This window comes from Pararobbsia alpina, from assembly GCF_902859895.1.
Lineage (GTDB): Bacteria > Pseudomonadota > Gammaproteobacteria > Burkholderiales > Burkholderiaceae > Pararobbsia > Pararobbsia alpina.
Window position 1 is genome coordinate 181,407 of sequence record NZ_CADIKM010000004.1, and the last position, 21,729, is coordinate 203,135.

Below are 21,729 nucleotides of genomic sequence, written 5' to 3' on the forward strand. Positions count from 1 at the left end.
CCAAATTGCAATCCCCCTGTCCGCGCAGGCCCGTTGCATCGAACCCCGGCGCGCCTGGCATGGCACGCCGGTGAAAATTAATTCCTATGAAAATCAAGCTACAGGGCAGCACCGGGGGTGGGCACGTGGCAAAATTTGCTCAATTGAATGAATACTCTTTCAGTGAGACGGTAATCTTTCTTTACAAAGTGCCGATATAAGGTGCAAGAGCGGCTCGGACAGCGCTGATGCCTTTGCAGCGGCACTTGACGCTGATGGGCACTTGAGCACGCTGAGTGCCCCGAACATGGGCAACTCAGCCGGCCATCCACAAAACCACGACGGCGTCATGCGCGACGACCGACGAGCATACGGGGCACCCGACAATGGAATTCAAGAGACTCGATCGCGGCGCGGCGCTGCAGCCGCTCATGCCAAGCGAAGTGCTTCCCGAGACTCAACTCGAATGGCCGGTCTTCGATGCGGACGGCACGCTGATCGCGGAGCGCGGCCAGGTACTGCCGAGCCTCGAGGACCGCGACTTCATGTTCATCCACTTCGAGCCGCACCGCTCGAGGACAGCCGCGGATGTCGCACTCGACATGGCGGATTCGGCAGGAGCGGGGAGCGCCGAAACGCCTGAGCTCGACCTCGCCGACTTGGTGCTGCAGACCGGTCACGTGCTGCGTATCAAGACTCCAAAGGGCGTGCGCGAAAGCCATGCGCTGAGCCGCGTGATCGGCCAGACGCCCAACCAGACGACGTTCATCTCACCGCCGGTCGTCGACGGCAAACCCCTGCGCCTGCTGACCGGCGAGAACATCCAGATCATGGCGTTCTCCGGCAAGAGCATTTTCGAATACCGTTGCACGGTCGAAACGGTCTGCAGGACGCCATTCGAATACCTGATCCTGTCCAAGCCCTTCGACGTCCGCCGCGTGAAGCTGCGGCGCACGGTCCGGGTGTCGACGCGCATTGCGTGCTGGCTGTCGGTCGGCGAGCGCTTTCAAGGCACCTACGACATGCTCGGCGCAATCCGCGACATGAGCGTGCTCGGCGCCTCGCTGAGCGCGCGCGGGCAATTTGCGCAGGCCGGCTCGCGGCTGCACCTTCGCTTCTCGGTGCGCACGCAGGACTACGACATCGAAATCCGCACGCCATCGATCATCCGCAATGTGACGCCCGTCACCAACGATCCGAACCTCTTCCTCTACGGTCTCGAATTCGAGTCGCTCGCACCGGTCGAGCACCTTGCCCTTCAGTGCTTCGTCACCGAGCATTCGCTGGGCAACGGCCGCTGACGCACGCGCTGGGCAGGTCGTTGCGCGCATCGCCGCGAATCTGCGCGCACATGCCGGGGCGCGTGACCCCCTTCCCTTCGCGCCACAGGGGTCACGCCATGAAAAAGGGCGATCCAAAGATCGCCCTTTCTGTCCTGCCTTCGACATTCCTGATTGCACGTCAGCGGTGCATTTCAACGGTGCCCGTCAGCGAGATGCCGGTTCGCCCACGCGGCCCCATCACCCCTGTCTTGCGGCAATCGCACGCGGCGGCCGCCCTGCGGCGGCTGTCCCGCGTCCACCATCAACGACGGCGGAATTGTGCCGGACGTGCAGCACCGCCGGTCGGCGCGCGTTCGTCCTTATGGCGAAAATTGATGCGCCCTTTCGTCAAGTCGTAGACCGACAGTTCGAGCGTCACGCGGTCACCCGCCAGAATGCGGATATGGTGCTTGCGCATGCGGCCCGCCGCATAGGCGCCGACCACCACGCCGTTGTCCAGCGTCACACGGTACCGGCTATCCGGCAGGACTTCGTCAACGATGCCATCGAGTTCGATCAGTTCTTCTTTCGCCATAGAGGGCTCCAAAGGTAAGGATGAAGCCGGCAACCACGAACGCGTGTACCGGCGCTACCGCTCTGCGGGCCATGCGGGCCCGTGGCGGATGACTGACGCTGATGTCGGGACGAACCCGGCCGCATTCTGCGGCGCACATGGCGTCAGTTGAGGATGAAGGGACACGCGCAACGCGCGCGCGGCGAACCGGGACAAGCCCGGTGACAGCGTCGTACCGGCCAGGGCATGCCGAGGCGGGGGACTAGTCGGTGTAGAGAGAGCCTGTGGCAAATCGATCGGTTGGGATCGATCTCAATCGGTCTATGCGGGGGAAATCCGCACAATCAAGCACTTGGCCAAGCCGTGTCCCGGACATGCCTTCGCGCGCCGACTTTCTGCAACAAGTGACATGATGCCCTGTAAACGGCCTCACGAACAGCAGAAACTTCCGCGCGACAACGCGACGCCCGGCGAGCCGGGCATGAGGGATCATTGGAAAGGTGCGCCACGTGGCGCGCAGACGGCTATCGGCAAGGAGGTCACAAGACCATCCTGCCCCTTGACCGAAGCTTATTGACTCAGATGAAACACCCTGCTCGCGACGGATCCATTAATAGGCGTTCGCACCCGCGAAGCCCTTGAACAGGGTCATCAACACGATCTTCACATCGAACCAGAAGGTCCAGTTGACCATGTAGTAGAGATCGCAGGCGACACGGTCGGCCATCTTCTCGACCCGGTCGGTCTCGCCGCGAAAGCCGTTGACCTGGGCCCAGCCCGTGATGCCGGGCTTGATCCGGTAACGGTACATGTAATTCTGCACAAGATTCTTGTACTGCTCGTCATGCTCGACCGCATGGGGCCGCGGACCGACCACCGACATATCGCCCTTGAGCACGTTGAAGAACTGCGGCAGCTCGTCGATGCTGGTCCGACGCAGGATCGCCCCGACCCGCGTGATGCGCGGATCGCTCTTGGTCGCCTGCGCGATCTTGCCTGCCTCGGCTCGATGCATGCGCATCGAACGGAATTTGTAGATCCAGAACTCGTTGCCATCGACGCCCTTGCGCTTCTGCTTGAACAGCACGGGTCCCGGCGACGACATCTTGACCGCGATCGCCACGGCGATCAGCAAGGGGGCGAGCGCAAGCAACACGGCTGCGGCGAACAGCCGGTCGAAGATCTCCTTGGGCATCACGCGCCAGCCCGATTTGGGCGAGGCGACGAGATTGATCGACGGCAAGCCGAGCACATCGACGGTGCCAAGGTTGGCGAGCGCGAGATTGTCGAGATCGGGCAGCAGGCGGATATTGACGAAGTCATGCTTGAACTCGCCGACAAACCGGTCGCAAGGGTGCGGCTCCGAAGGCCGGCCCGTGAGCCAGAGTTCGGTAATACCGGACTGGCGGATCAGCGAGGTCAGCGCGTCCCAGCGCCTGAGCACGGGAACCCCCGCGGCCATGCCATCCGCGGCCGATGCCTCGTCGTAGATCGCGACAGGCAGATACCCCGCATTGGGCGAGCCCTCGATGCGCTGCACAAGCCGGAAGGCATCCGACGTGGTCCCGACGATCGCCACGCGCTTCTGGTTGAAGCCCGCGCGGCGCAGCCGGCCGAGCACCGACGCGATCAGCTGACGCGATACCGCGAGCAGCACCGCGGTGATAGCCGTCCACTGCACGAACCATGGATGGGGAAGGTGAGACACATGATGAAGTGCCGCATAGGTCAGCACACTGAGCGACTGCACGAGAACCCAGCCGATCAGCACGCTCACCACCAGCGAGCGCACGCTCTTGCCGCGCCACGACTGATAGATGTTGAGCATCGGAAACACGAGCAAGACAAGGGCCATGTCGAGGGCGATGAACATCCCTCGGGCGTCGAACAAGCGGTGGTCGAGGTCGGGGACCAAGGCGTAAGCAATCATTGCGCCAACTACGACGCATATCAGATCGAGCAACTGGCGCACGGCGTCGAACATGACTCACTCTCCAGAATGCCGGCAGTTACCTTCAGCGCCCCGCCGTGACACGGGCGGCACCCCATCGTCGACAGCGCCGCGCAGGTGCGCGGAGACTGTCACCGCGCGCCTGGAGACTGCTCCGGGAGCCGGTTATCTGCCGTATGCGCCGAATCATAACGACACTCTTCTTATGCAAATTAGGAGTGACTGAAAATGCCGATATGTTGGCGGAATGCGCTGTCGGGATAATCAGTACACATGCGTGCAGTGCATCAATTTCAGATCACGGTTTCAAAATTCTCACGACAGCGTCTGAAAGACGCCGACTGGCCGCCATGGCGTAATAGCACGAGCCAATGGCAATTACATTTCGAGATATCTTTTGCAGTTTATCTGGTAAGCGCTGGTCGCGCCGGCAAGCATACTCCCTGGGCATTCCCGGGCACACCGATGTCTTATAAACCCTTTGAAACGCCATATTCGAAGTCGGGATCCGGAAATTTTTTCCGCATTCTCACCATATGGCAATCATGAGTAGGAAAAAGCTTCATAGCTGCCTTTCAATAAGTATGCGTTTCCCGTTGGGGCTTCTTTCTAGTAGTTTTTTCGAATTTAACCGAACGGACTTTTTGATGTGGTAACACTGAATCAGCTGTCCCTTTTCATCCGCCAACATCTCGCCTTAATCGGTCAGATGGCGTGCAAAGGCGACTCTGCTATGTATGATGCAGTGCAACCTATAAGAAAAATCTCACGACATTCCGGGGAAACGTTTCTAAGGAAACGACATGCCGTTTGTTGCACACCTTGAACAGTCAGACAGCATCGTTCGCCGCCTCGTAAAAGAAGTGGAAACGATCTCTGCCCATAGTCTCGATCCCTGGACGGCGACGCGATGTCCCGCTCGCCAGATTGGAATCGTCTTATTCGAAGGCTTTTCACTGCTGCGTGCCGGCATCATCGCCGAGGTATTCGACAAGGCGAATCAGTTGGCCGTCGCGGGTACAGCGGTGAATTCCGTCTACACCATCAAGATGCTGTCGTTTACGGGCGGCAGCGTGCCCTGCTCGTCGTCGATACACCTCTGGACCGAGCGCTTCGATGCGCGCCAGTACCAGAATTTCGACGCGCTCTTCATTGGCGGCGGCAAGGGTTCGCTCTATGCGTCGCTCGACGAGATGCTGATGGGCCGGATGCGCTTCGGGTATGCCGACGGACCGTTCCGCGGCACCTCGATCACGCGTTCGGGCTTCGCGTCCTCGGGTCTGACAAATGTGTACGACCGCCCCGGCATGGGCGGTCCGTGCGACACCGACAGCGATGAGGATTGCTTCTCGTCGATGGCAAGCGCCTTGATGCTCGTGAAATGCGACCTCGGTCATGACATCGCGCGTGAAGTCGGCGAACGGCTGCTGCCTGGCGCGGGCACCAAGCTCGCCCCGCTGCTCGCCGAAGCGGGTGTCACGAGCGTGCGCGACAAGGTTCGTGCGTCCGCGCGCTGGCTCAAGGACAACTGCGAGCGGCCGATCTCGGTCGCCGACGCCGCACAGGTCGCCGCCATGAGTGAACGCAACTATCTGCGCCGCTTCAAGGATGAAATCGGCATCACGCCGTCCGAGTACCTGCTGCGCGCACGCCTCGACATGGTGTGCCGCCTGCTGATCGAAACCGATCTGCCAGTCGACAAGATCGCGCGCCGCAACGGCATGGCCAACGGCGACCGCCTTGCGAAGATCTTCCGCAAGCGTCTGCTCATCTCGCCGACCGAATATCGCTTACAGAATCGCCAGGCCAAGGCTGCATCCTGAGCGGTCGTTGACTCCTATACAGGTGACTCATCCGGCGGATTGCTTCCGCCGGCGTTCAGTCGTTCGGCTACGAAATAGATGAATCAAATCGGAAAAACCGCTTTAGCGCAGTCTCCTCGTCCCGTCGTGAGGTCTCGGCTCGAGCGTCATGTCGAGCCTCACGTGGCGCCGCATGCACGTTCTCAAATGCGTGCGGCGCTGAGTGCCGGCTCGCTCGCCCTGCTGCTCGCGCTGGGCGCCTGTGGCATCGATCCCGGCCAGCACTACACGAGCGGCAGCCAGGACCGCTACGGCACGAGCGTGACCGGCGTGCCGGGCGCGGATCGGACCGACGGTGCGCAGCCCAATGACGACCCGCCGCCAGGCGCGCTGACCGAGATCACCCCCGATCTGATCAAACTGGAGCGCGCCGCCATCCCCACTCAGATCCCGCTCGACGTACAGAGCCTATTCGCCACGCCGACTCCATACACCATCGGCCCCGGCGACGTACTCAACATCATGATCTGGGACCACCCCGAACTGAACCTGCCGTCGAACTCGGTGCAGACGGTCGGCATCGACTACACGGGTTCCGCCTCGGTCGCCTCGGGCTACAGCGTCGACGCGAACGGCATGATCCAGTTCGCCTATGCGGGTGCGATCCACGTGCAGGGCCTCACGGAGATGCAGGCACGTGATGTGCTCGCGGCCCGCCTCGCCACCTACGTGCGCAACCCGCAGGTCACACTGCGCGTGCAGTCGTATCGGAGCAAGCGCGTCTATATGGATGGCGAAGTGCGCACGCCAGGCTTGCAGATCTTCAACGACGTGCCGATGACATTGCCCGAGGCGCTCAATCGCGCGGGCGGCTTCACGGCGGTCGGCGACCGCGCGTCGATCGCGGTGATCCGCGGCGGCAAGTCGGTGAGCGTCGATATTCCCTTCCTTGTCGCGAAGGGGATCAACCCCTCGAACATCCTGCTGCGCAATGACGACATCGTGCGCGTATTCGCCCGCGAAGACAGCAAGGTGTTTGTGTTGGGCGAAGTCACCAAGCCGACCACCTTGTTCCTGCGCAACGGCGAACTTTCGCTGAACGAAGCGCTCGGCGACGCCGGCGGCGTGAGCCAGATGACGGGCAATGGCAGACAGGTCTATGTGGTGCGCAACATCACCGCCGACAAACACCAGATCTTCCATCTCGATGCATCGAACCCGAGTGCGCTCGCGCTCGCCGAGAACTTCGAACTCAAGGCCAAGGACGTCGTGTTCGTCGACACCGCCGCAGTCGTGCGCTGGGGCCGGGTGATCAACAACGTGGTGCCCACCGCGCAGGCCGTCTATTTCGGCAAGGCGGCGAGCGCCTACTGATGGACACCCTGCTCGTTCTATGCACCGGCAACCTGTGCCGCAGCCCGATGGCCGCGGCGGTGCTGCAGCGCGCGTTGCCCGCGCTGCACGTGATGTCGGCGGGTTTCAAGGTGCATCCCTTCGAAAGTGCCGATGCGCTCGCGGTACGCCTCATGCGCGAGCGCGGCTATGACCTCGGTACGCACCGCACGCAGCCGCTCAGCAGTTGGATGGTGCGTGCCGCGAATCTCATTCTCGTCATGGAGACGAGCCAGCGGTGCATTGTCGAGACCTTGTACCCGGGCAGCAGGGGCAAAGTGTTCCGCCTCGCCGACACGCAGGGTCTGGATGTTCCCGACCCGTACGGCCGCGGCGAAGCCGCGTTCCGTCATGCGTTGCAACTCATTGAAGCAGGAGCCGTATCGTGGATCGATCGCCTAACCCGTCTCACAAGCAAATCGCTGTCGAAGGACGTAGACTGAGGGTGGCCAGCATCACGCCGGCCATTACACTGGCGGAGCCCGTGGGCTCGCCCGTCGATGCGAGCGCATTTGTCAGCACGCTCTATGACAATCGCTGGCTCATCGCGGGGATCACGGTCCTCACGACCGCGATCGGCGTCGGCTATGCCGTGCTTGCCGCGCCGGTCTACCAGTCGGATATCCTGATCCAGGTCGAAGACAATCCGAACTCGGCGACCGATGCGCTCTCTAGCGTTTCGCAGATGTTCAACATCAAGTCGGAAGCCTCGGACGAAATCGACATCCTGCAGTCGCGACTCGTGCTGTCGCCCACGGTCGAAAATACAGGGCTCGAGGTCTCGGTCGAACCGCGCCGCTTCCCGGTCTTCGGACGGTGGTGGTCGACGATCCACAAAGGCTTGTCGACCCCGGGCCTGTTCGGCCACGGCGGCTACGTGTGGGCACAGGAACAGGCGAGCGTCGCGAGCTTCGATCCGCCGAAGAGCCTCTATGGCAAACCGTTCAACCTCATCGCAGGTCCGAACGGCCAGTACACGCTCGAGAACCAACGCGCCGGCATCCGTCTGATGGGTCAGGTCGGCCAGCCGCTCAACGTCCAGACGGCCGACGGTCCGCTCTCGGTCAACGTGACGAGTCTTGCCTCGCGGCCGGGCGGCATGTTCACGCTCATGCGCGTCTCGCTCGTGAGCGCCGTCGAGTCGCTGCAGAAAGCGATGAAGATCGCGCAGACGAGCAAGGACTCCGACGTCATCCAGGCAAGCCTGCAAGGACGCGATCCGGCCCAGACGAGCCGCGTGCTGACGGAAGTCGGCCAGCAGTACGTGCGCCAGAACGTGGAACGCAAATCGGCCGAAGCCGAAAAATCGATCTCCTTCCTGAACGTCCAGCTGCCGCAACTCAAGCATCAGCTCGAGGAGTCGGAGAACGCCTATAACGCCTTCCGCACCGCCAACGCGACGCTCGACCTCAGCGAGGAAGGTTCAGCCGTCCTCCAGCAAACCGTCGACACGCAGAACAAGCTTGCCGATCTTGAACAGAAACGCAACGAACTCACCGCGCGCTTCACCGAAAATCACCCTGCCGTGATCGCCATCCTCGATCAGGAAGCCGTGCTCAAGCAACGGCTCGCCCAGGTCGATTCGAAGGCGCGCCGCCTTCCCGATCTCGAACAGACCGAACTTCGTTTGCAGCGCGATGTGCAGGTCAACACGGACCTCTACACGGGTCTGCTCAACAGCGCCGAGCAATTGCATCTTGTTCGTGCGGGCAAGACGGGCAATGCGCGCCTCGTCGATAGTGCGGTCGTGTCGGACAACCCGGTCAAACCGAACCGCAAGCTGGTCGTCGTGCTCGGCGCGATGGTCGGTCTGTTCGGCGGCAGCCTGCTCGCCTGGTTTCGCCGGCAGCTTTCGCAAGGCGTCGTCCATGCACGCGAAATCGAGCGCGATACCGGCCTGCCGGTCTATGCGAGCGTGCCGCACAGCAAGCCCCAACGTTCCCGCGATTCGCGCGTGTGGTCGCGCACGAACGCCGGCAAGGTCACGCTGCTCGCCCACCTCGATGGGGACAGCCTGCCGATCGAAGCACTGCGCAGCTTCCGTACCGCGCTGCAATTCGTGTTGCTCGAAGCGAACAACAACATCGTGCTGATCTCCGGCCCCACGCCGGGGGTCGGCAAGTCGTTCACGTCGGCCAACCTTGCCGCGGTCCTGGCCGCCTCGCACCAGCGCGTGCTGCTGATCGATGCCGACTTGCGCGACGGCGATCTGCATCGGCATTTCGGCCAGCGCGAAGGCCCGGGGCTCGCCGACCTCATCGAGCGCGACAAGCGCTTCGATGAACTGGTCCACCGTGCCGTGCTGCCCCGCCTCGATGTGCTCGCCCGCGGCGTGCCGCCGAGCAGTCCGTCAGAAATGCTGATGAGCAAGCGCTTCACGAGCTTTGTCAGCGAGATCGCGACACAGTACGACATCGTGCTGATCGACGCGCCACCGGTACTCGCCGTCGCCGACGTCGGTCCGCTCGGCCAGCTCGCGGGGTCGGCCTTCCTCGTGGTGCGCCAGGGCGAGACGACGGTTGCGCAGATCAAGGAATCGACGAAACGTCTGGCTCATGTCGGGGTCATGCTCAACGGTCTGGTGCTCAACGACGTCAAGCCACGCCCCGGTGACAAGACCTACGGCTATGGCACTTATGCCTATACGGCCAATCGCGCCAGGGTGTCCAGGAGCTGATCATGAGGCTCGACTCTTTACGTCCGGCACGCCGAGGGGCCTGCTGGCTCGGGCTTGGTGCGTCCCTGCTGCCGGCCCTGGCGAGTGCGCTGACCCTCCATGTGAGCGCGGCCGCGACCGATACGGCCGCCGATGCACAGGTCAGCGCGGCCAATGCGCCGACCAGCGCGAACGGTGATATGGGCTTGCACGCAGCCGTCGCCGTGCTCGCTGCCAACAAGGCGCGGTTTGTGGGCGGCAGCGCCGATCGCATCGATATTGTCCTCGATGCAGGGACCTACAGGCTCACGCAACCTCTGCGCCTTCAACTCGATTCGAGCTGGCGCGGCACGCCTGTCACGCTCTCGGGCGCGGGCGAAAGCAAGACCATCATCTCCGGCGCGAAAGTCGTCCAGGGCTTTCGCCCGGTCAGCGCCAACGACGCCGCGGCGGGCCGCCTGCCGGCCACCGCGCGCGGCCACGTGCTCGTTGCAAAACTCGCCGATAGCGCCATCGACGACGCCGGCACCTTCGAGCGCCAGGGTTTCGGCATTCGCGTGACCCCCGCCCCCCTTGAACTCTTTTATCGCGGCGAGCCGCAGACACTCGCGCGCTGGCCGAGCCAGGGCTTTGCGACGATTGCCTCGCTGCCGGCCGGCGAGAAAGGACCGAGTTTCACCGTGACGGGTGCGCCGCTCGACGCGCTCAAAGGCGAGCCCGACTTGCGCGCAATGGGCTACTGGGCGCGCGACTGGGCCGATACGACCTTGCCCGTCGAATCGGTCGACCCCACCTCGGGCGCGGTCACGCTCGCCGCACCCATACCGGCCTTCGGCATGAAGACCGGTCAACGCATGTATTTCGAAAACGCACTCTCGCAACTCGACCATCCCGGCGAGTGGTACATCGACCGCCAGGCCATGCAGGTCTACTTCTGGCCCCCCGCCCCGCTGCATGACGGTGACGTCGAAGCCTCGGTCAGCAATCAACTGCTCGTCGCGACGGCCGTCTCGAACCTCACGGTGCGCGACCTCAGTTTCGAGACCACACGCGGCAATGCGATCGAGATCAATAGCGGCCTGAACGTCGCCATCGAGCACACGAGCGTGCGCAACGCGGGCAGTGTCGGCGTCTGGTCGACCGCGCGCGACAGCCACTATCGCTACATGCATGTCTCGAATACGGGCGAAGGCGGCTTTGTCGTCTACGCGGGAAACCACCAGACACTCGCGAGCGGCAATGTATCGATCGAGGACAGCGTGGTCCACGACTACGCACGACGTTCGCGCGCCTATCGTCCCGCGATCAGCCTCTCGGGCGTCGGCGACCGCGTCGAGCGCAACCACCTCTACGACGGTCCGCATGCGGCGATCATCTTCAACGGCAACGACCTCGTGATCAGCGGCAACGAGATCGACCACGTCGCGCAGGAAGCGAGCGACACGGGCGCGATCTACACGGGACGCGACTGGACGTCGCGCGGTACGGTGATCGAAGGCAACTTCCTGCACGACATCGGCAGCGCCGCGCAACCGATGGCGACGATGGGCATCTATCTCGACGACCAGGGCGGCGGCACGACGATCCGCCGCAACATCTTCTCCAAGGTCAATCAGGCGATCTTCATCGGTGGCGGCCGCGACAACCTCGTCGAAGACAACCTGTTCGTCAACTGCTCTCCGGCGATCTATATCGATTCGCGCGGGCTGTCCTGGCAAAAAGGTCTCGCCGACGACCCGAACGGGCAGTTGCGCCACCAGCTGACACTCGTCAATTTCACCCAGCCGCCCTATTCGACGCGCTACCCGAGTCTCGCGACCTTGCTCAACGATGCACCGGGCGCACCGAAGGGCAATATCGTGCGCCGCAATGCCGTGATCAACGGCAAGCCTGCCTCGATCGATGCGCGTGCAACGCCGTATATCGATGTCGAGCAGACCTTCGGTTCGGGCGATGTGAGCTTCCTCAAGGCGATGCCCGACAGCCAGCGCAATTCGCTCGCCGATCTGCAGATCGCCCCGGGGTCGCCGGCGCTTCGGCAGGGTTTCCAGGTTTCACCGTTTCACGCGATCGATGCCGCAAGCGGCAAGCCATAGAAGACATACACAGCAAGCAACAGATCAAATCAGTTCGGACCGGCAACGGGGCAGCAGGCGATTTCACACGGGACACGCAACATCATGCGCTTCAGAAAAGACATCAATGGCTTGAGAGGGGTGGCCGTCGCGCTCGTCGCGCTGTTCCACTTCCAGACGCCGGGGTTCAACGGCGGGTTTATCGGGGTCGACGTGTTCTTCGTGATCTCGGGCTACCTGATGACGGCAATCGTCGTCAGCCGGCTCGACAAGGACCGCTTCAGCCTCTGGGATTTCTACGTCGCGCGCTTCACGCGGATCGTGCCCGCGCTCGCATCGCTCGCCGCGGTGCTGATGGTGTTCGGCTGGTTCTACCTCGACCCGCATGCGTACAAGATCCTCGCCGAACACTCGGGCGCGGCGCTGACCTTCATCTCGAACTTCGTGTTCTGGCGCGAGGCCGGTTATTTCGATGCCTCCTCGCAGAGCAAATGGCTGCTCCATACCTGGTCGCTGGCCGTCGAGTGGCAGTTCTACATCATCTACCCGATCATCCTGATGCTCGGGGCGCGCCTCTTCGGCAACAAGCGCGGCGTGTTCCAGGTCCTGCTCGTCCTGATGGGGCTCGTCTCGTTTGCGCTCGATCCCATCATCGCGCGCAACCATGCCGAAGCGAACTTCTTTCTGCTGCCGACGCGCGCATGGGAAATGGTCGCCGGCGGCCTCGTCATGCTCAACGCGGAACGTTTCAAGTTCGCGCCGCGCATGGCGAACACCCTACAGGCGATCGGTCTAATCGCGATCCTGGTTTCGGGTCTGTTCTTCACCGAAGCCTTCGACTGGCCCGGCGTCATGACGCTCGTGCCGGTACTCGGTGCCGCGCTCGTGATCCTCAGCGCCGCGAACGACAGCCCCTTCTCGAACTTCGTTCCCGTGCAGGCGCTCGGGCGCTGGTCGTACTCGATCTATCTCTGGCACTGGCCGTTGACGGTCCTGATCCACTATCTCGACCTGCCGAGCCACCATCCGCTCGTGATCGCGGGCGGCCTTGCCCTCTCGATCCTGCTCGGTTTCCTCTCCTACGAACTCATCGAGCGCCGCGCCGCGGGACTGCGCGACCGCTTCGGCCTGCGTGGTGTCGGCACGCTCGCGACCGCGCCGATCGCCGTCGTGCTCGCCTGCACGGCCGTGACGTTCGCCAACGGCGCGGCGGCCCGTTTGCCGAATCAGGTCAAGCTCGTCGCGGCCGCCAGCACGGATGTCGATCCACGCCGCACGGAGTGCCTGACCAATAGCCTGCAGCGCATGGTCGAAGGATCCGGCGACATCGGCTGCAAGTACGGTACCTCGGCCAAGGTCGGCGCGATCGTGTGGGGCGACAGCCACGGCAACGCCGTGATCCCGGGTGTCGTGACCGCCGCAGCCGCAAGCAACGACAGCGTGATGTTCTTCGGTACGTCGGGCTGCCCGCCCTTCCTCGGCGCGAGCCGTTTCGACAAGCACACCGAAGGCCCCTGCCGCTTTTTCGCCCAACGCGTGAACGACGAGATCCGCCAATTCCCCGCGACGGTGCCGGTGATCGTGGTCGCCCGCTTCTCGGCCTACGTCGACGGCAAGACCGACAGTGTCGACCCGACGATCCTGATCGGCTACAACGGCGAGCGTCCCCTGACCGACCTGGCCCAACGCCGCACGCGCTACGCGAGCTTCCTGACCAAGGACCTCTGTGCGCTCGCTCAAAGCCGCCCGGTCTACGTGCTGATGCCGATCCCCGAGATGAACCGGGACGTGCCGAGCTATCTCGCGAAATCGTTGATCCTCGGCAAGCATCCCGACGACGTCTCAATATCCGAATCGGCCTACTACCAGCGCAACGCACTCGCGCGCGCGGCGATCGGCGAAGCCGCGGCGAGCTGCGGCGTCAAGACACTCGACCCCGTGCCCTACCTGTGTCACGACGGACGCTGCTTTGGTTCCGACGCCCTGATGCCGCTCTATATCGACGGCGACCACCTGAGCGAACGAGGCAGCCAGCGCCTGAGCCCCTTGTTCCGTCCGATCTTCGACGCAAGCTAAGCCGCCCATGTCCACCCCTCAACCTTCGGTCGGGCGCAACGCGCGCTGGCTCGCGACGGCGCAGATCGCCAAGAGTGTCGTGCAGCTTGTCGGCCTGTCGATCCTGTCGCGCCTGCTGAGTCCCGCCGATTTCGGCGTGATGGCGCTCGCGACTGTCGTGACCAATTTCGCGGGGCTGCTCCGCGATATGGGCACCGGTCCGGCGTTGATCCGCAGTCGCGACATGTCACCGACGCTCGCGAACTCGGTGTTCTGGGTCAACGTCAGCGCGGGCTCCGCGATCGGGCTCGCGATCATCGCGTTCTCGGTACCGCTCGCCCGGCTGTTCAATTCCGCTTCGCTGAGTCATGTGCTGTGCGGCCTCGCACTGACCTTCCCGATCATGAGCTTCGGTGCGGCCCATCAGGCCCTGCTCGAACGGGCCTCGCAGTTCCGCACGGTCGCGCGCTCGGATGTGCTCTCGTACACGAGCGGCATGTGCGCGGCGATCCTGTCGGCGCACTTCGGCCTCGGGCTCACGAGCCTCGTGATCCAGGCGGTGGTTCACTCGAGCATGTCGTCGATGCAGATGTATCTTGCCTCGCCGTGGCGGCCGAGCTTCCGGTGGGACGGCAAGGAAGTCCGCGGCATTTTCGGCTTCTCGTCGAATCTCACGCTGTCGAATCTCGTGATCTACCTGAACCGCAATGCGGATTCGATGATCGTCGGCAAGGTCCTCGGCGCGATTGCCCTGGGCCCCTACTCGCTCGCCTTCAAGATCATGCTCTACCCCTTGCAGAGCATCGCCTTCGTCGCGTCGAAGGCCTTGTACCCCGTGCTCAGCGCCCATCAGACCGACCCCGACAAGCAACGCGCGAGCTATCTCCAGAGCGTGTCGTTCGTCGCGCTGATCACCGCGCCCCTGATGGGCGGTCTGGTTGCGCTGCGCGAGCCGTTTATCGCGGTCGCGCTCGGTGCCAAGTGGGCGAGCGTCGCGCCGCTCCTCGTCTGGCTCGCGCCGGTCGGTTTCGTGCAGGCCGTGCTGAGCACGGCGCCCGCGGTCTTTATGGTCAAGGGCCGCACCGACTGGTTGCTGATGCTCAATTTCTGCGTCGCCGTGCTCCATATCGCATGCTGGCTCGTCGGCGCGCATTTCGGCCTGCAGGGCATCGCCGCCGGCTATCTTGTCGCCACGCTGCTGAGCGCACCCGTCCACCTCGGCGTGACCGCGCGGCTGCTCGAGTTGCCGTTCAGCGCGCTCTATCGCGCGCTGCGCTGGCAAGTCCTGCTCGGCATCGGCGTGTGCCTCGTCGCGATGCTGGCCAGCCGCGCGATCGACTCGCTCGGCTGGGCCGCCCTGCCGCGCCTGATCGTGCCGGGGCTCGTCGCCCTTGCCTATGGTCTGTGGCACCTGAGCCGTTTCAACCCCGAGCAGATGTTCGTGCTGCGGCGCGCGCTGCGCTTCGCCTGAACCAAGAGGATTCCCCGATGAACTCGCCCCTGGTCACCGCCGTCATCCCGACCTACCGCCGTGCGACGATGGTCCGGCACGCCGTCGAAACGGTCCTCGCGCAGGACTATCCGGCGCTTGAAGTCATCGTCGTCGACGACAACACCGATCCGGACGAACAACGCGGTGTACGCGAGGCCCTCGCCAATCTCGGCGAGAACGTCATCGTGATCCCGAACGCGCGTTCGAAGGGGGCGTGCGGCGCCCGCAATACAGGCATCCTGCGGGCACGCGGCGAATTCATCGCCTTTCTCGACGACGACGATCTGTGGCTGCCGCGCAAGATCCGCGAGCAGGTCGCGCTGCTCGAGCGCACACCGTATGTCGCGGCGCTGTGCCACTACATCGATGTCGACGTCGAGTTCAACCACGCGCGGCGCTGCCGGCCGAGCACTCCGGTGCTGACCCGGACCCAGGCCCTCGGCGGCGAATGCCCGACTTCGACGAGCCTCGCGCTCGTGAAGAAGGCCGTGCTCGTCGAAGCCGGACTGTTCGATGAAACGCTGCCGAGCTTTCAGGATTTCGACATGTGGCTGCGCTGCCTCGCCTTCGGCGATTTCGGCTACGTCGACGAAGCGCACGTGACATTCGTCCAGCATGGCGGGGAGCGCACGAGCGTCAATCTCAAGCGGCGACTCGCGGGGCTCGCGGCGATCGAACAGAAGTGGGGTGCCGAGATGAATGCGCACATCGACTTCGCGGCGTTCAAGCAACGCGTCATCGTCGATGCGCTGATTGCGAACGGCAAGGCTCGCCTCGGTGCCCACTATTTCAAGGCCCTCGACTTCTTCGCGCGCGCGCTGATCGCGGACCGCGGCTCGAAGCGCACCGCGTTCTGGCTCGCGATCGGCCTGCTCGGCGGGCGCGGCGGCAAGGCGCTCTATGGGCGGCTGCTCGGCGTGCGCCACGTCGAGACCGTCGCGGTGAATGCATGAGCAGGATGCCCAAGCGCTCGACGAGGGCCTCGACATGAAACGCATCCTCTTGCGCCCGTTCGCCGATCTGCGCGCGAACCCGTTTGCCCACGGCCTGATCCTGCTGCTGCCGGCGATCCAGTTCGGCCTCAACTATTTTGCTTCGGTCGCCGCCCTGCTCTTCGTCCTGCTCGCCTGGCATATGCGCATGCGCATCACGCCGTTCACGACCGGCGTCATCGTGATCGCCGTTTCGATGAGCTTGTTGTGGACCACGATCTTCCTGCCCGAATTGCCGAACATGCCGCGCGAGGCCCGGCTCGCGGCCGGCATGCTGCTGCTCGCCTGGGGGCTCAACGGGATGCCGCGTCACGACTTCTCGAAGTTCAACGCGATGTGGCCACTCGTGTTGTTGCTGCTGCTCACACTAGCTGCGCTCGCCCAAACGATCGCGGGCCGCAAGGGCATCGCGCTCTATGTGCCGACGAAGTTCTTCATCAATAGCAATGACGTCTCGCTGGCCGCCGCCTGGGCCGAACATGCGCGCGAACACGGTTATGACTTCAAGGTCCGCCCATCGGCGAGCTTCTCCGAGCCCTCATATCTCGGCGGCGTCAGTCTCTTCCTCAATTTCGTCTGCCTGCATACCCTGCGCGGCCGCGCGCGAATCGTCGCGAACCTTTCGGCGCTCACGGCCTGCCTGCTCTCGCAGACGTTCTTCGGGCTGCTCGCGAACCTCGTGCTCATGTTCGCGTTCTACCACCGCCATATCAACAAGAGCGTGATGCTGTGCCTCGCGGCCCTCGGACTCGCGACGATCGCGCTGCCGATCTTCGCAGCCGAGCCGGGCCGGCTCGAGCGAATCCTGTCGGGTAATGACGTGTCGACGGGCCTGCGCGTGTTTCAGCCCTTCGAGCTGGGGGCCCATATTCTTGCGCATGCACCGTTCGGCATTCCGATGACGGCTGCGCTCGAATACTTCATCCAGCACGGCATGGTCGAGCGCTTCGAGGATGCGCCCTTCCAGAACGGTGCGTTCAACACCTTGTTCGCGTTCGGCTGGCTCGGCTTCATCGTGCTCTTGATGTTCGTGCGCGTGGCCGGGGGCGGCATCTGTGCGCTGTTCCTGATCCTGATGATGTGCCAGAACGGCGCGCCGTTCGACTTCGACAAGATCGTCATGGTGGTCTTTGCGATTCATCTCGCCCGCCATGTCCGCGCGACGACGGATCTCCACACGCTCACGCGCCTGACGGCCCCGCGCCGCCTGCGCGCCTGAGCGCGCCGACGGTCCCGCGCCTCCACGCCCCTCTATCCGATCCGAACACCATGACTCCACGCCAATTCTTCTTCGCACCGATCGTGCTGCCGCGCTACAACTGCCGCACCGACCAGAAATTCCTGATCGGCGCCGCTTCGCACAAGGTCAGTGGGATGGCGGCCGGCGTGCGCAGCCAGGCCAGCCCGTCGATCATCGTGAGTTCACCGATCGTCACGGCGAGCCGCGGCCCGCGGCACTTCAACGGCTTCGTCTGCCACGACCAGCGGCTGGCCTGCGCCTATCTGCCCGCGATCAACGTGCGCGGGCTGAACCGTGTCTATGCCGCCCTCGTCTATCTCACGTTCGCGATGCGCCGGATTCGCAGCGGCGATGGTGTGGTGTTCTACAACTATTTCCCTGAATATGTGCCGGTGGCAGCCTTCCTGCGGTGGCGGCTCGGTCGCGAGAAAGTCGTCATGGATCTCGAAGACGGACCACGCGCCGACGAAAGGGACCTGCGCGGCTACGTGAGCCGGCTCAGCCTGCGTCTGATGTCGCGCATCTGCAGCCGGCGTACGATCGTCGTGTCGCGTCAGCTTGCCGATCTGATGAACATCGAGGACGCGTGTGTCGTCAACGGTGTCTCACCTGAGATAGAACCGCAGCGTGCGGAATTCGGCGCGCCTGTCACGTTCCTCTACGGCGGCTCGATCGAGACCTCCACGGGCCTCGATGTCTTTGCCGCGGGGCTGCGTGAGCTCGCGCGCACGCAGCCGGAACTCGCGGCGCGCACGCACTTCGTCGTGACCGGTTTCGGCGGCGCCAAAGAACTCGCGGCGCTGGCCGAGGAGCTCTCGCCGAGCGGTTTCAAGCTCGATGTGCGGCAAGACATCGGCGCCGACGAATACAAGCAGATCCTGGCGCAGGCGGACGTTGGCCTGTCGCTGCGGTTGCCGGGCAGCGAAATCAATGCGACGACCTTTCCGTCGAAGGTCATCGAGCTCGCGAGCCACGGCCTGCTCGTGCTGACCACCGACATCAGCGATATCTCCTTGCTGTTCGATCGCGACACAGCCGCGATCCTGACCGACGCGACCGGCCCCGCCCTCGCCGACCTGCTGACCAAAATCGCCTCCGATCCGCAACGCTACGAACGCGTCGCGGCGGCCGGGCAACGACGCATCGTCGACCAATGCAGCCGGCGCTCGGTGGGCCGGCGGCTTGTCGAATTCCTCGGTGTCACTCCTGCATCCACTACACAATGAACCGCCTGCTCGACCTCGTTCGCAATCCGCTTGCCAATCTTACTTTGGCGATACTGCCCGCCACCCGTGGCTTCGCGCTCAAGCGCGCGCTGCTCAATACGCTCGGCTTCGAAATCGGCGTGGGCGCCAAGCTGACCGGTGGCGTCAAATTCTACGGCCGAGGGCGGATCGCCATCGGCGAGGACAGTTGGATCGGGCTCGGCACGCTCTTTATCGTCGCGCCCGATGCCGCCATCGTGATCGGCGCGCGCTGCGATATCGCGCCGCGTGTGATCTTCCATACGGGCTCGCACCGTGTCGGCGACCATCGCCGGCGTGCGGGCGCCGGCTATTCGCAGCCGATCACGATCGCCGACGGCAGCTGGGTCGGCACGGGTTCGGTCGTGCTCGGCGGCTCGTGCATCGGCAGCGCCTCGATCCTTGCCGCTGGCGCCACGCTGCTGGCCGGCGACTATCCGGCCGATACCCTGCTCGCCGGCTGTCCGGCGACGATCAAACGAGCACTCTGATGGACAAGTCCGCCGCCATGTATGCGCAGATCGTGTTCTGGGAACCGTGCGTCTCGCCGCACAAGTCCGCCTTTATCAACGCCGTCGCCGAACGGCTCGGCCCCGGCGTCCAGGTCAGTTGCGTCGCGCATGAAGGGGTGCCCGAAGCGCGCCAGGCGCTCGGCTGGGGTGACGGGTCGGTCGCGCTGCCGCCGACCGTCGTCGCGCCGAGCGACGAGGAAATCGCGACGATCGTGAACCGCGGCGGCAATTCCTGCCTGCATGTGTTTTCGGGGATCCGCTGGTTTCGCACCCTGACGAGCGCGCTCGCCATCGTCAAACGCGAGCGGCGGCCCTTCGGGATCATGTCGGAGCCGCGCGACAATGCCGGCCTCGCCGGGGCCGTGCGCTTCATCCAGTCCTGGTTCACCGAGACTGCGTTACGGCGGCAGGCACAGTTCGTACTCGCCATCGGGCGTCACGGCCCGCCGTGGTTTCGTTCGGTCGGCTACCGGCGCGAGCGGGTTTTCCCGTTTGCCTATTTCCTGCCGCCACCCGTTGACCTCGACGCGCAGCGGACCACCTCCACGCAGTTGCGTATCGCCTACGTGGGCCGGCTCATCGAGAAGAAGGGCGTACACCTCCTGCTGCCCGCGATCCGGGCGCTCGGGCGCCCCGCTCGCCTCACGCTGATCGGGGATGGCGTGTTGCGCGACCGCCTGATTGCCCAGGCGAGCGACCTCGGCGTCGACACCGAGTTTTGCGGCGTGCTGCCGATCGAAAAGGTTCGGCGCCGGATGCTCGATTTCGATGTGCTCCTGCTGCCGTCGATCAGCAAGGACGACGGCTGGGGCGCAGTGGTCAGCGAAGCCTTGATGGCGGGCGCGGCCGTGGTGGCCTCGAGTCATGCGGGTGCCTCCATCCTGCTCGACAGCCCGCACAACGGCCGCGTCGTGCGCCCCGGCGACAGTCTCGCGATTGCGACCGCGATCAAGGACCTCGAGGGCAGCAGCCTGCTCACGCCTCGCGCAAGAAACACACGGTCCCGATGGGCCCATGACCGGCTGACCGCGCGAGCGGGTGCCTCGTATTTTGAACAGATCCTCAGATATCGAATCGGCACCGCACAACGGCCGAAGGAGTTCTACCTGTGAATCCATTTCATTCGAGTCCGCAGAAGCGCCCACGTGACGCCGGTGACACCGATGGCGCAATGCCCGGGGCATCGAGACCCGATCCGTCCGCCATCTCGTTGCCGCCGGTGGCCGCCGCTTTCGCACTGCAACGCGCAAGCGTGGCCGCCGCAGCGCCGCGCGTCGGCGGTGCGACGCTACCGCTCACAGGCCTGCCGACTGGGGCCGCCGCACACGGTCCGCTGCGCGTGCTGCATATCCTCCCCTCGCTCGACCCCCGCATGGGCGGCGTCGCCGAGGCGGTCGTCCAGTTGGTCCGCCATATGGCACCGCTCGGCTGCACGAGTGAAGTCGTCACGCTCGATGCCCCCGACGGTCCGGGCTTCGATCGCGTCGATGCCACGGTGCACCGCGTCGGCCCGGGCCGGGGCTTCTATGGGCTGAGCCTGCCCCTCGTGCGCTGGCTGCGCGAGAACCGCACGCGTTTCGATGCATTCGTGGTCCACGGTATCTGGCAATTCCACAGTTTTGCGGCCTGGTGCGGCGTGGTCGGCACGCGCACGCCCCTGCTCGTGTTTCCGCATGGCATGCTCGACCCGTGGTTCCAGCATACCTATCCGAAGAAACATCTGAAGAAGCGTGTGTACTGGGCACTGCTCGAACGCTGGGTGTTCGATCGGGCCAACCGTGTGCTGTTCACCTGCGAGACCGAACTCGAACTCGCGCGCCGCCCCTTCCTCACCGATCGCCACCGACTCGCGGTCAACGGCTTCGGAATCGACTCGGTCCCTGCCGATGCCGACCAGCAGGCCGATGCCTTCAGCGAAGCCTTCCCCTCAGTGAGAAACAAGCGCGTGCTGCTGTTCCTGTCGCGCATCCACGAGAAAAAGGGCTGCGACCTGCTGATCGACGCATTCGCGGACGTCGCCCCGCATGATCCGGACCTGTGCCTCGTGATCGCGGGGCCGTCTGAGCCCGCCTTGCTCGGACAACTCAAGAGCATGGCCGCATCGCGCGGGGTCGCCGACCGCATTGTGTGGACCGGCATGCTCGCCGGTGCGCTCAAATGGAGCGCATTGCGTACGGCCGAGGTGTTTGTGCTGCCATCCCACCAGGAAAATTTCGGAATCGCCGTGGTCGAGGCAATGGCTTCGCACACGCCGGTCATCATCACGAACAAGGTCAATATCTGGCGCGAGATCGAGATGGCGGGTGGCGGCTGGGTCTGCGACGATACGCGTGAAAGCGTCGCCGATGCGCTGCGGCGTTGGGCCTTGGAAACCCCACCCGCGGCGCGCTCGACGATGCGCGACACCGCCTTCGCGTGCTACCAGCGCCATTTCAGAATCGAGACCGCCGCGGGCCATCTGGTCGGCAGCGTCAGCCTCGCCTCTTCATCAAGGAGGCGCTAG

16 protein-coding genes are annotated in these 21,729 nt (G+C 64.1%); 14 read left to right on the plus strand and 2 right to left on the minus strand.

The window, feature by feature from the left end:
• Positions 1 to 365: 365 nt before the first annotated feature.
• Positions 366 to 1,280, plus strand: coding sequence for a flagellar brake protein (locus HV670_RS06620; protein WP_175103932.1), 915 nt, complete (start codon positions 366 to 368; stop codon positions 1,278 to 1,280).
• A gap of 283 nt (positions 1,281 to 1,563) precedes the next feature.
• Here HV670_RS06620 and infA read toward each other — a convergent pair whose 3' ends face one another.
• Both infA and HV670_RS06630 read right to left on the minus strand, forming a co-directional pair.
• Positions 1,564 to 1,836 carry a translation initiation factor IF-1 gene (gene infA, locus HV670_RS06625; RefSeq protein ID WP_175103934.1) on the minus strand — a complete coding sequence of 91 codons (273 nt, stop codon included), beginning with the start codon at positions 1,834 to 1,836 and terminating at the stop codon, positions 1,564 to 1,566.
• Between the two features lie 589 nt (positions 1,837 to 2,425).
• On the minus strand, positions 2,426 to 3,799 hold the full coding sequence (locus HV670_RS06630) for an undecaprenyl-phosphate glucose phosphotransferase (protein ID WP_175103941.1): 1,374 nt from the start codon (positions 3,797 to 3,799) through the stop codon (positions 2,426 to 2,428).
• Positions 3,800 to 4,569: 770 nt separating this feature from the next.
• Here HV670_RS06630 and HV670_RS06635 point away from each other — a divergent pair.
• From HV670_RS06635 to HV670_RS06695, 13 genes are all read left to right on the plus strand, one after another.
• Positions 4,570 to 5,589: a helix-turn-helix domain-containing protein gene (locus HV670_RS06635; RefSeq protein ID WP_175103943.1), complete on the plus strand. Its 1,020-nt coding sequence runs from the start codon at positions 4,570 to 4,572 to the stop codon at positions 5,587 to 5,589.
• 162 nt (positions 5,590 to 5,751) lie between these two features.
• The gene (locus tag HV670_RS06640; protein ID WP_246257070.1) at positions 5,752 to 6,942 is read left to right on the plus strand and encodes a polysaccharide biosynthesis/export family protein; all 1,191 of its coding nucleotides are present in this window, start codon (positions 5,752 to 5,754) and stop codon (positions 6,940 to 6,942) included.
• Positions 6,942 to 7,403 carry a low molecular weight protein-tyrosine-phosphatase gene (locus HV670_RS06645; protein ID WP_175103944.1) on the plus strand — a complete coding sequence of 154 codons (462 nt, stop codon included), beginning with the start codon at positions 6,942 to 6,944 and terminating at the stop codon, positions 7,401 to 7,403. Before HV670_RS06640 ends, HV670_RS06645 begins: the two co-directional genes overlap by 1 nt.
• A gap of 2 nt (positions 7,404 to 7,405) precedes the next feature.
• Positions 7,406 to 9,637, plus strand: a complete 2,232-nt coding sequence (locus HV670_RS06650) for a polysaccharide biosynthesis tyrosine autokinase (protein WP_217478374.1) — start codon at positions 7,406 to 7,408, stop codon at positions 9,635 to 9,637.
• 2 nt (positions 9,638 to 9,639) lie between these two features.
• Positions 9,640 to 11,712, plus strand: a complete 2,073-nt coding sequence (locus HV670_RS06655; RefSeq protein WP_175103948.1) for a right-handed parallel beta-helix repeat-containing protein — start codon at positions 9,640 to 9,642, stop codon at positions 11,710 to 11,712.
• An 84-nt stretch (positions 11,713 to 11,796) separates the two neighbouring features.
• Positions 11,797 to 13,767 (plus strand): acyltransferase family protein, encoded by a 1,971-nt coding sequence (locus tag HV670_RS06660; protein ID WP_175103950.1) that lies wholly within the window; start codon positions 11,797 to 11,799, stop codon positions 13,765 to 13,767.
• Between the two features lie 7 nt (positions 13,768 to 13,774).
• Entirely contained in the window at positions 13,775 to 15,217 is a 1,443-nt protein-coding gene (locus HV670_RS06665; protein ID WP_175103952.1) for a lipopolysaccharide biosynthesis protein, read from the plus strand.
• Positions 15,218 to 15,234: 17 nt separating this feature from the next.
• Positions 15,235 to 16,191, plus strand: coding sequence for a glycosyltransferase family 2 protein (locus HV670_RS06670; protein ID WP_175103954.1), 957 nt, complete (start codon positions 15,235 to 15,237; stop codon positions 16,189 to 16,191).
• Positions 16,192 to 16,225: 34 nt separating this feature from the next.
• Positions 16,226 to 17,449: a hypothetical protein gene (locus tag HV670_RS06675; RefSeq protein ID WP_217478375.1), complete on the plus strand. Its 1,224-nt coding sequence runs from the start codon at positions 16,226 to 16,228 to the stop codon at positions 17,447 to 17,449.
• Between the two features lie 50 nt (positions 17,450 to 17,499).
• A complete protein-coding gene (locus HV670_RS06680; protein WP_175103957.1) occupies positions 17,500 to 18,696 on the plus strand; it encodes a glycosyltransferase family protein in 1,197 nt (398 codons plus the stop codon).
• Entirely contained in the window at positions 18,693 to 19,205 is a 513-nt protein-coding gene (locus tag HV670_RS06685; protein ID WP_175103959.1) for an acyltransferase, read from the plus strand. The genes HV670_RS06680 and HV670_RS06685 overlap by 4 nt, the downstream gene beginning before the upstream one ends.
• Positions 19,205 to 20,338 carry a glycosyltransferase gene (locus HV670_RS06690; RefSeq protein ID WP_175103961.1) on the plus strand — a complete coding sequence of 378 codons (1,134 nt, stop codon included), beginning with the start codon at positions 19,205 to 19,207 and terminating at the stop codon, positions 20,336 to 20,338. The genes HV670_RS06685 and HV670_RS06690 overlap by 1 nt, the downstream gene beginning before the upstream one ends.
• On the plus strand, positions 20,335 to 21,729 hold the full coding sequence (locus tag HV670_RS06695; protein WP_175103963.1) for a glycosyltransferase: 1,395 nt from the start codon (positions 20,335 to 20,337) through the stop codon (positions 21,727 to 21,729). The genes HV670_RS06690 and HV670_RS06695 overlap by 4 nt, the downstream gene beginning before the upstream one ends.

Bases quoted from the DNA above. Each gene is read 5' to 3' on its own strand.
- HV670_RS06630 (WP_175103941.1), bottom strand. From the start codon at position 3,799: ATGTTCGACGCCGTGCGCCAGTTGCTCGATCTGATATGCGTCGTAGTT.
- HV670_RS06620 (WP_175103932.1), top strand. From the start codon at position 366: ATGGAATTCAAGAGACTCGATCGCGGCGCGGCGCTGCAGCCGCTCATG.
- HV670_RS06665 (WP_175103952.1), top strand. From the start codon at position 13,775: ATGTCCACCCCTCAACCTTCGGTCGGGCGCAACGCGCGCTGGCTCGCG.
- HV670_RS06675 (WP_217478375.1), top strand. From the start codon at position 16,226: ATGAAACGCATCCTCTTGCGCCCGTTCGCCGATCTGCGCGCGAACCCG.
- HV670_RS06680 (WP_175103957.1), top strand. From the start codon at position 17,500: ATGACTCCACGCCAATTCTTCTTCGCACCGATCGTGCTGCCGCGCTAC.
- HV670_RS06645 (WP_175103944.1), top strand. From the start codon at position 6,942: ATGGACACCCTGCTCGTTCTATGCACCGGCAACCTGTGCCGCAGCCCG.
- HV670_RS06660 (WP_175103950.1), top strand. From the start codon at position 11,797: ATGCGCTTCAGAAAAGACATCAATGGCTTGAGAGGGGTGGCCGTCGCG.
- HV670_RS06635 (WP_175103943.1), top strand. From the start codon at position 4,570: ATGCCGTTTGTTGCACACCTTGAACAGTCAGACAGCATCGTTCGCCGC.
- HV670_RS06685 (WP_175103959.1), top strand. From the start codon at position 18,693: ATGAACCGCCTGCTCGACCTCGTTCGCAATCCGCTTGCCAATCTTACT.
- HV670_RS06690 (WP_175103961.1), top strand. From the start codon at position 19,205: ATGGACAAGTCCGCCGCCATGTATGCGCAGATCGTGTTCTGGGAACCG.
- infA (WP_175103934.1), bottom strand. From the start codon at position 1,836: ATGGCGAAAGAAGAACTGATCGAACTCGATGGCATCGTTGACGAAGTC.
- HV670_RS06655 (WP_175103948.1), top strand. From the start codon at position 9,640: ATGAGGCTCGACTCTTTACGTCCGGCACGCCGAGGGGCCTGCTGGCTC.
- HV670_RS06670 (WP_175103954.1), top strand. From the start codon at position 15,235: ATGAACTCGCCCCTGGTCACCGCCGTCATCCCGACCTACCGCCGTGCG.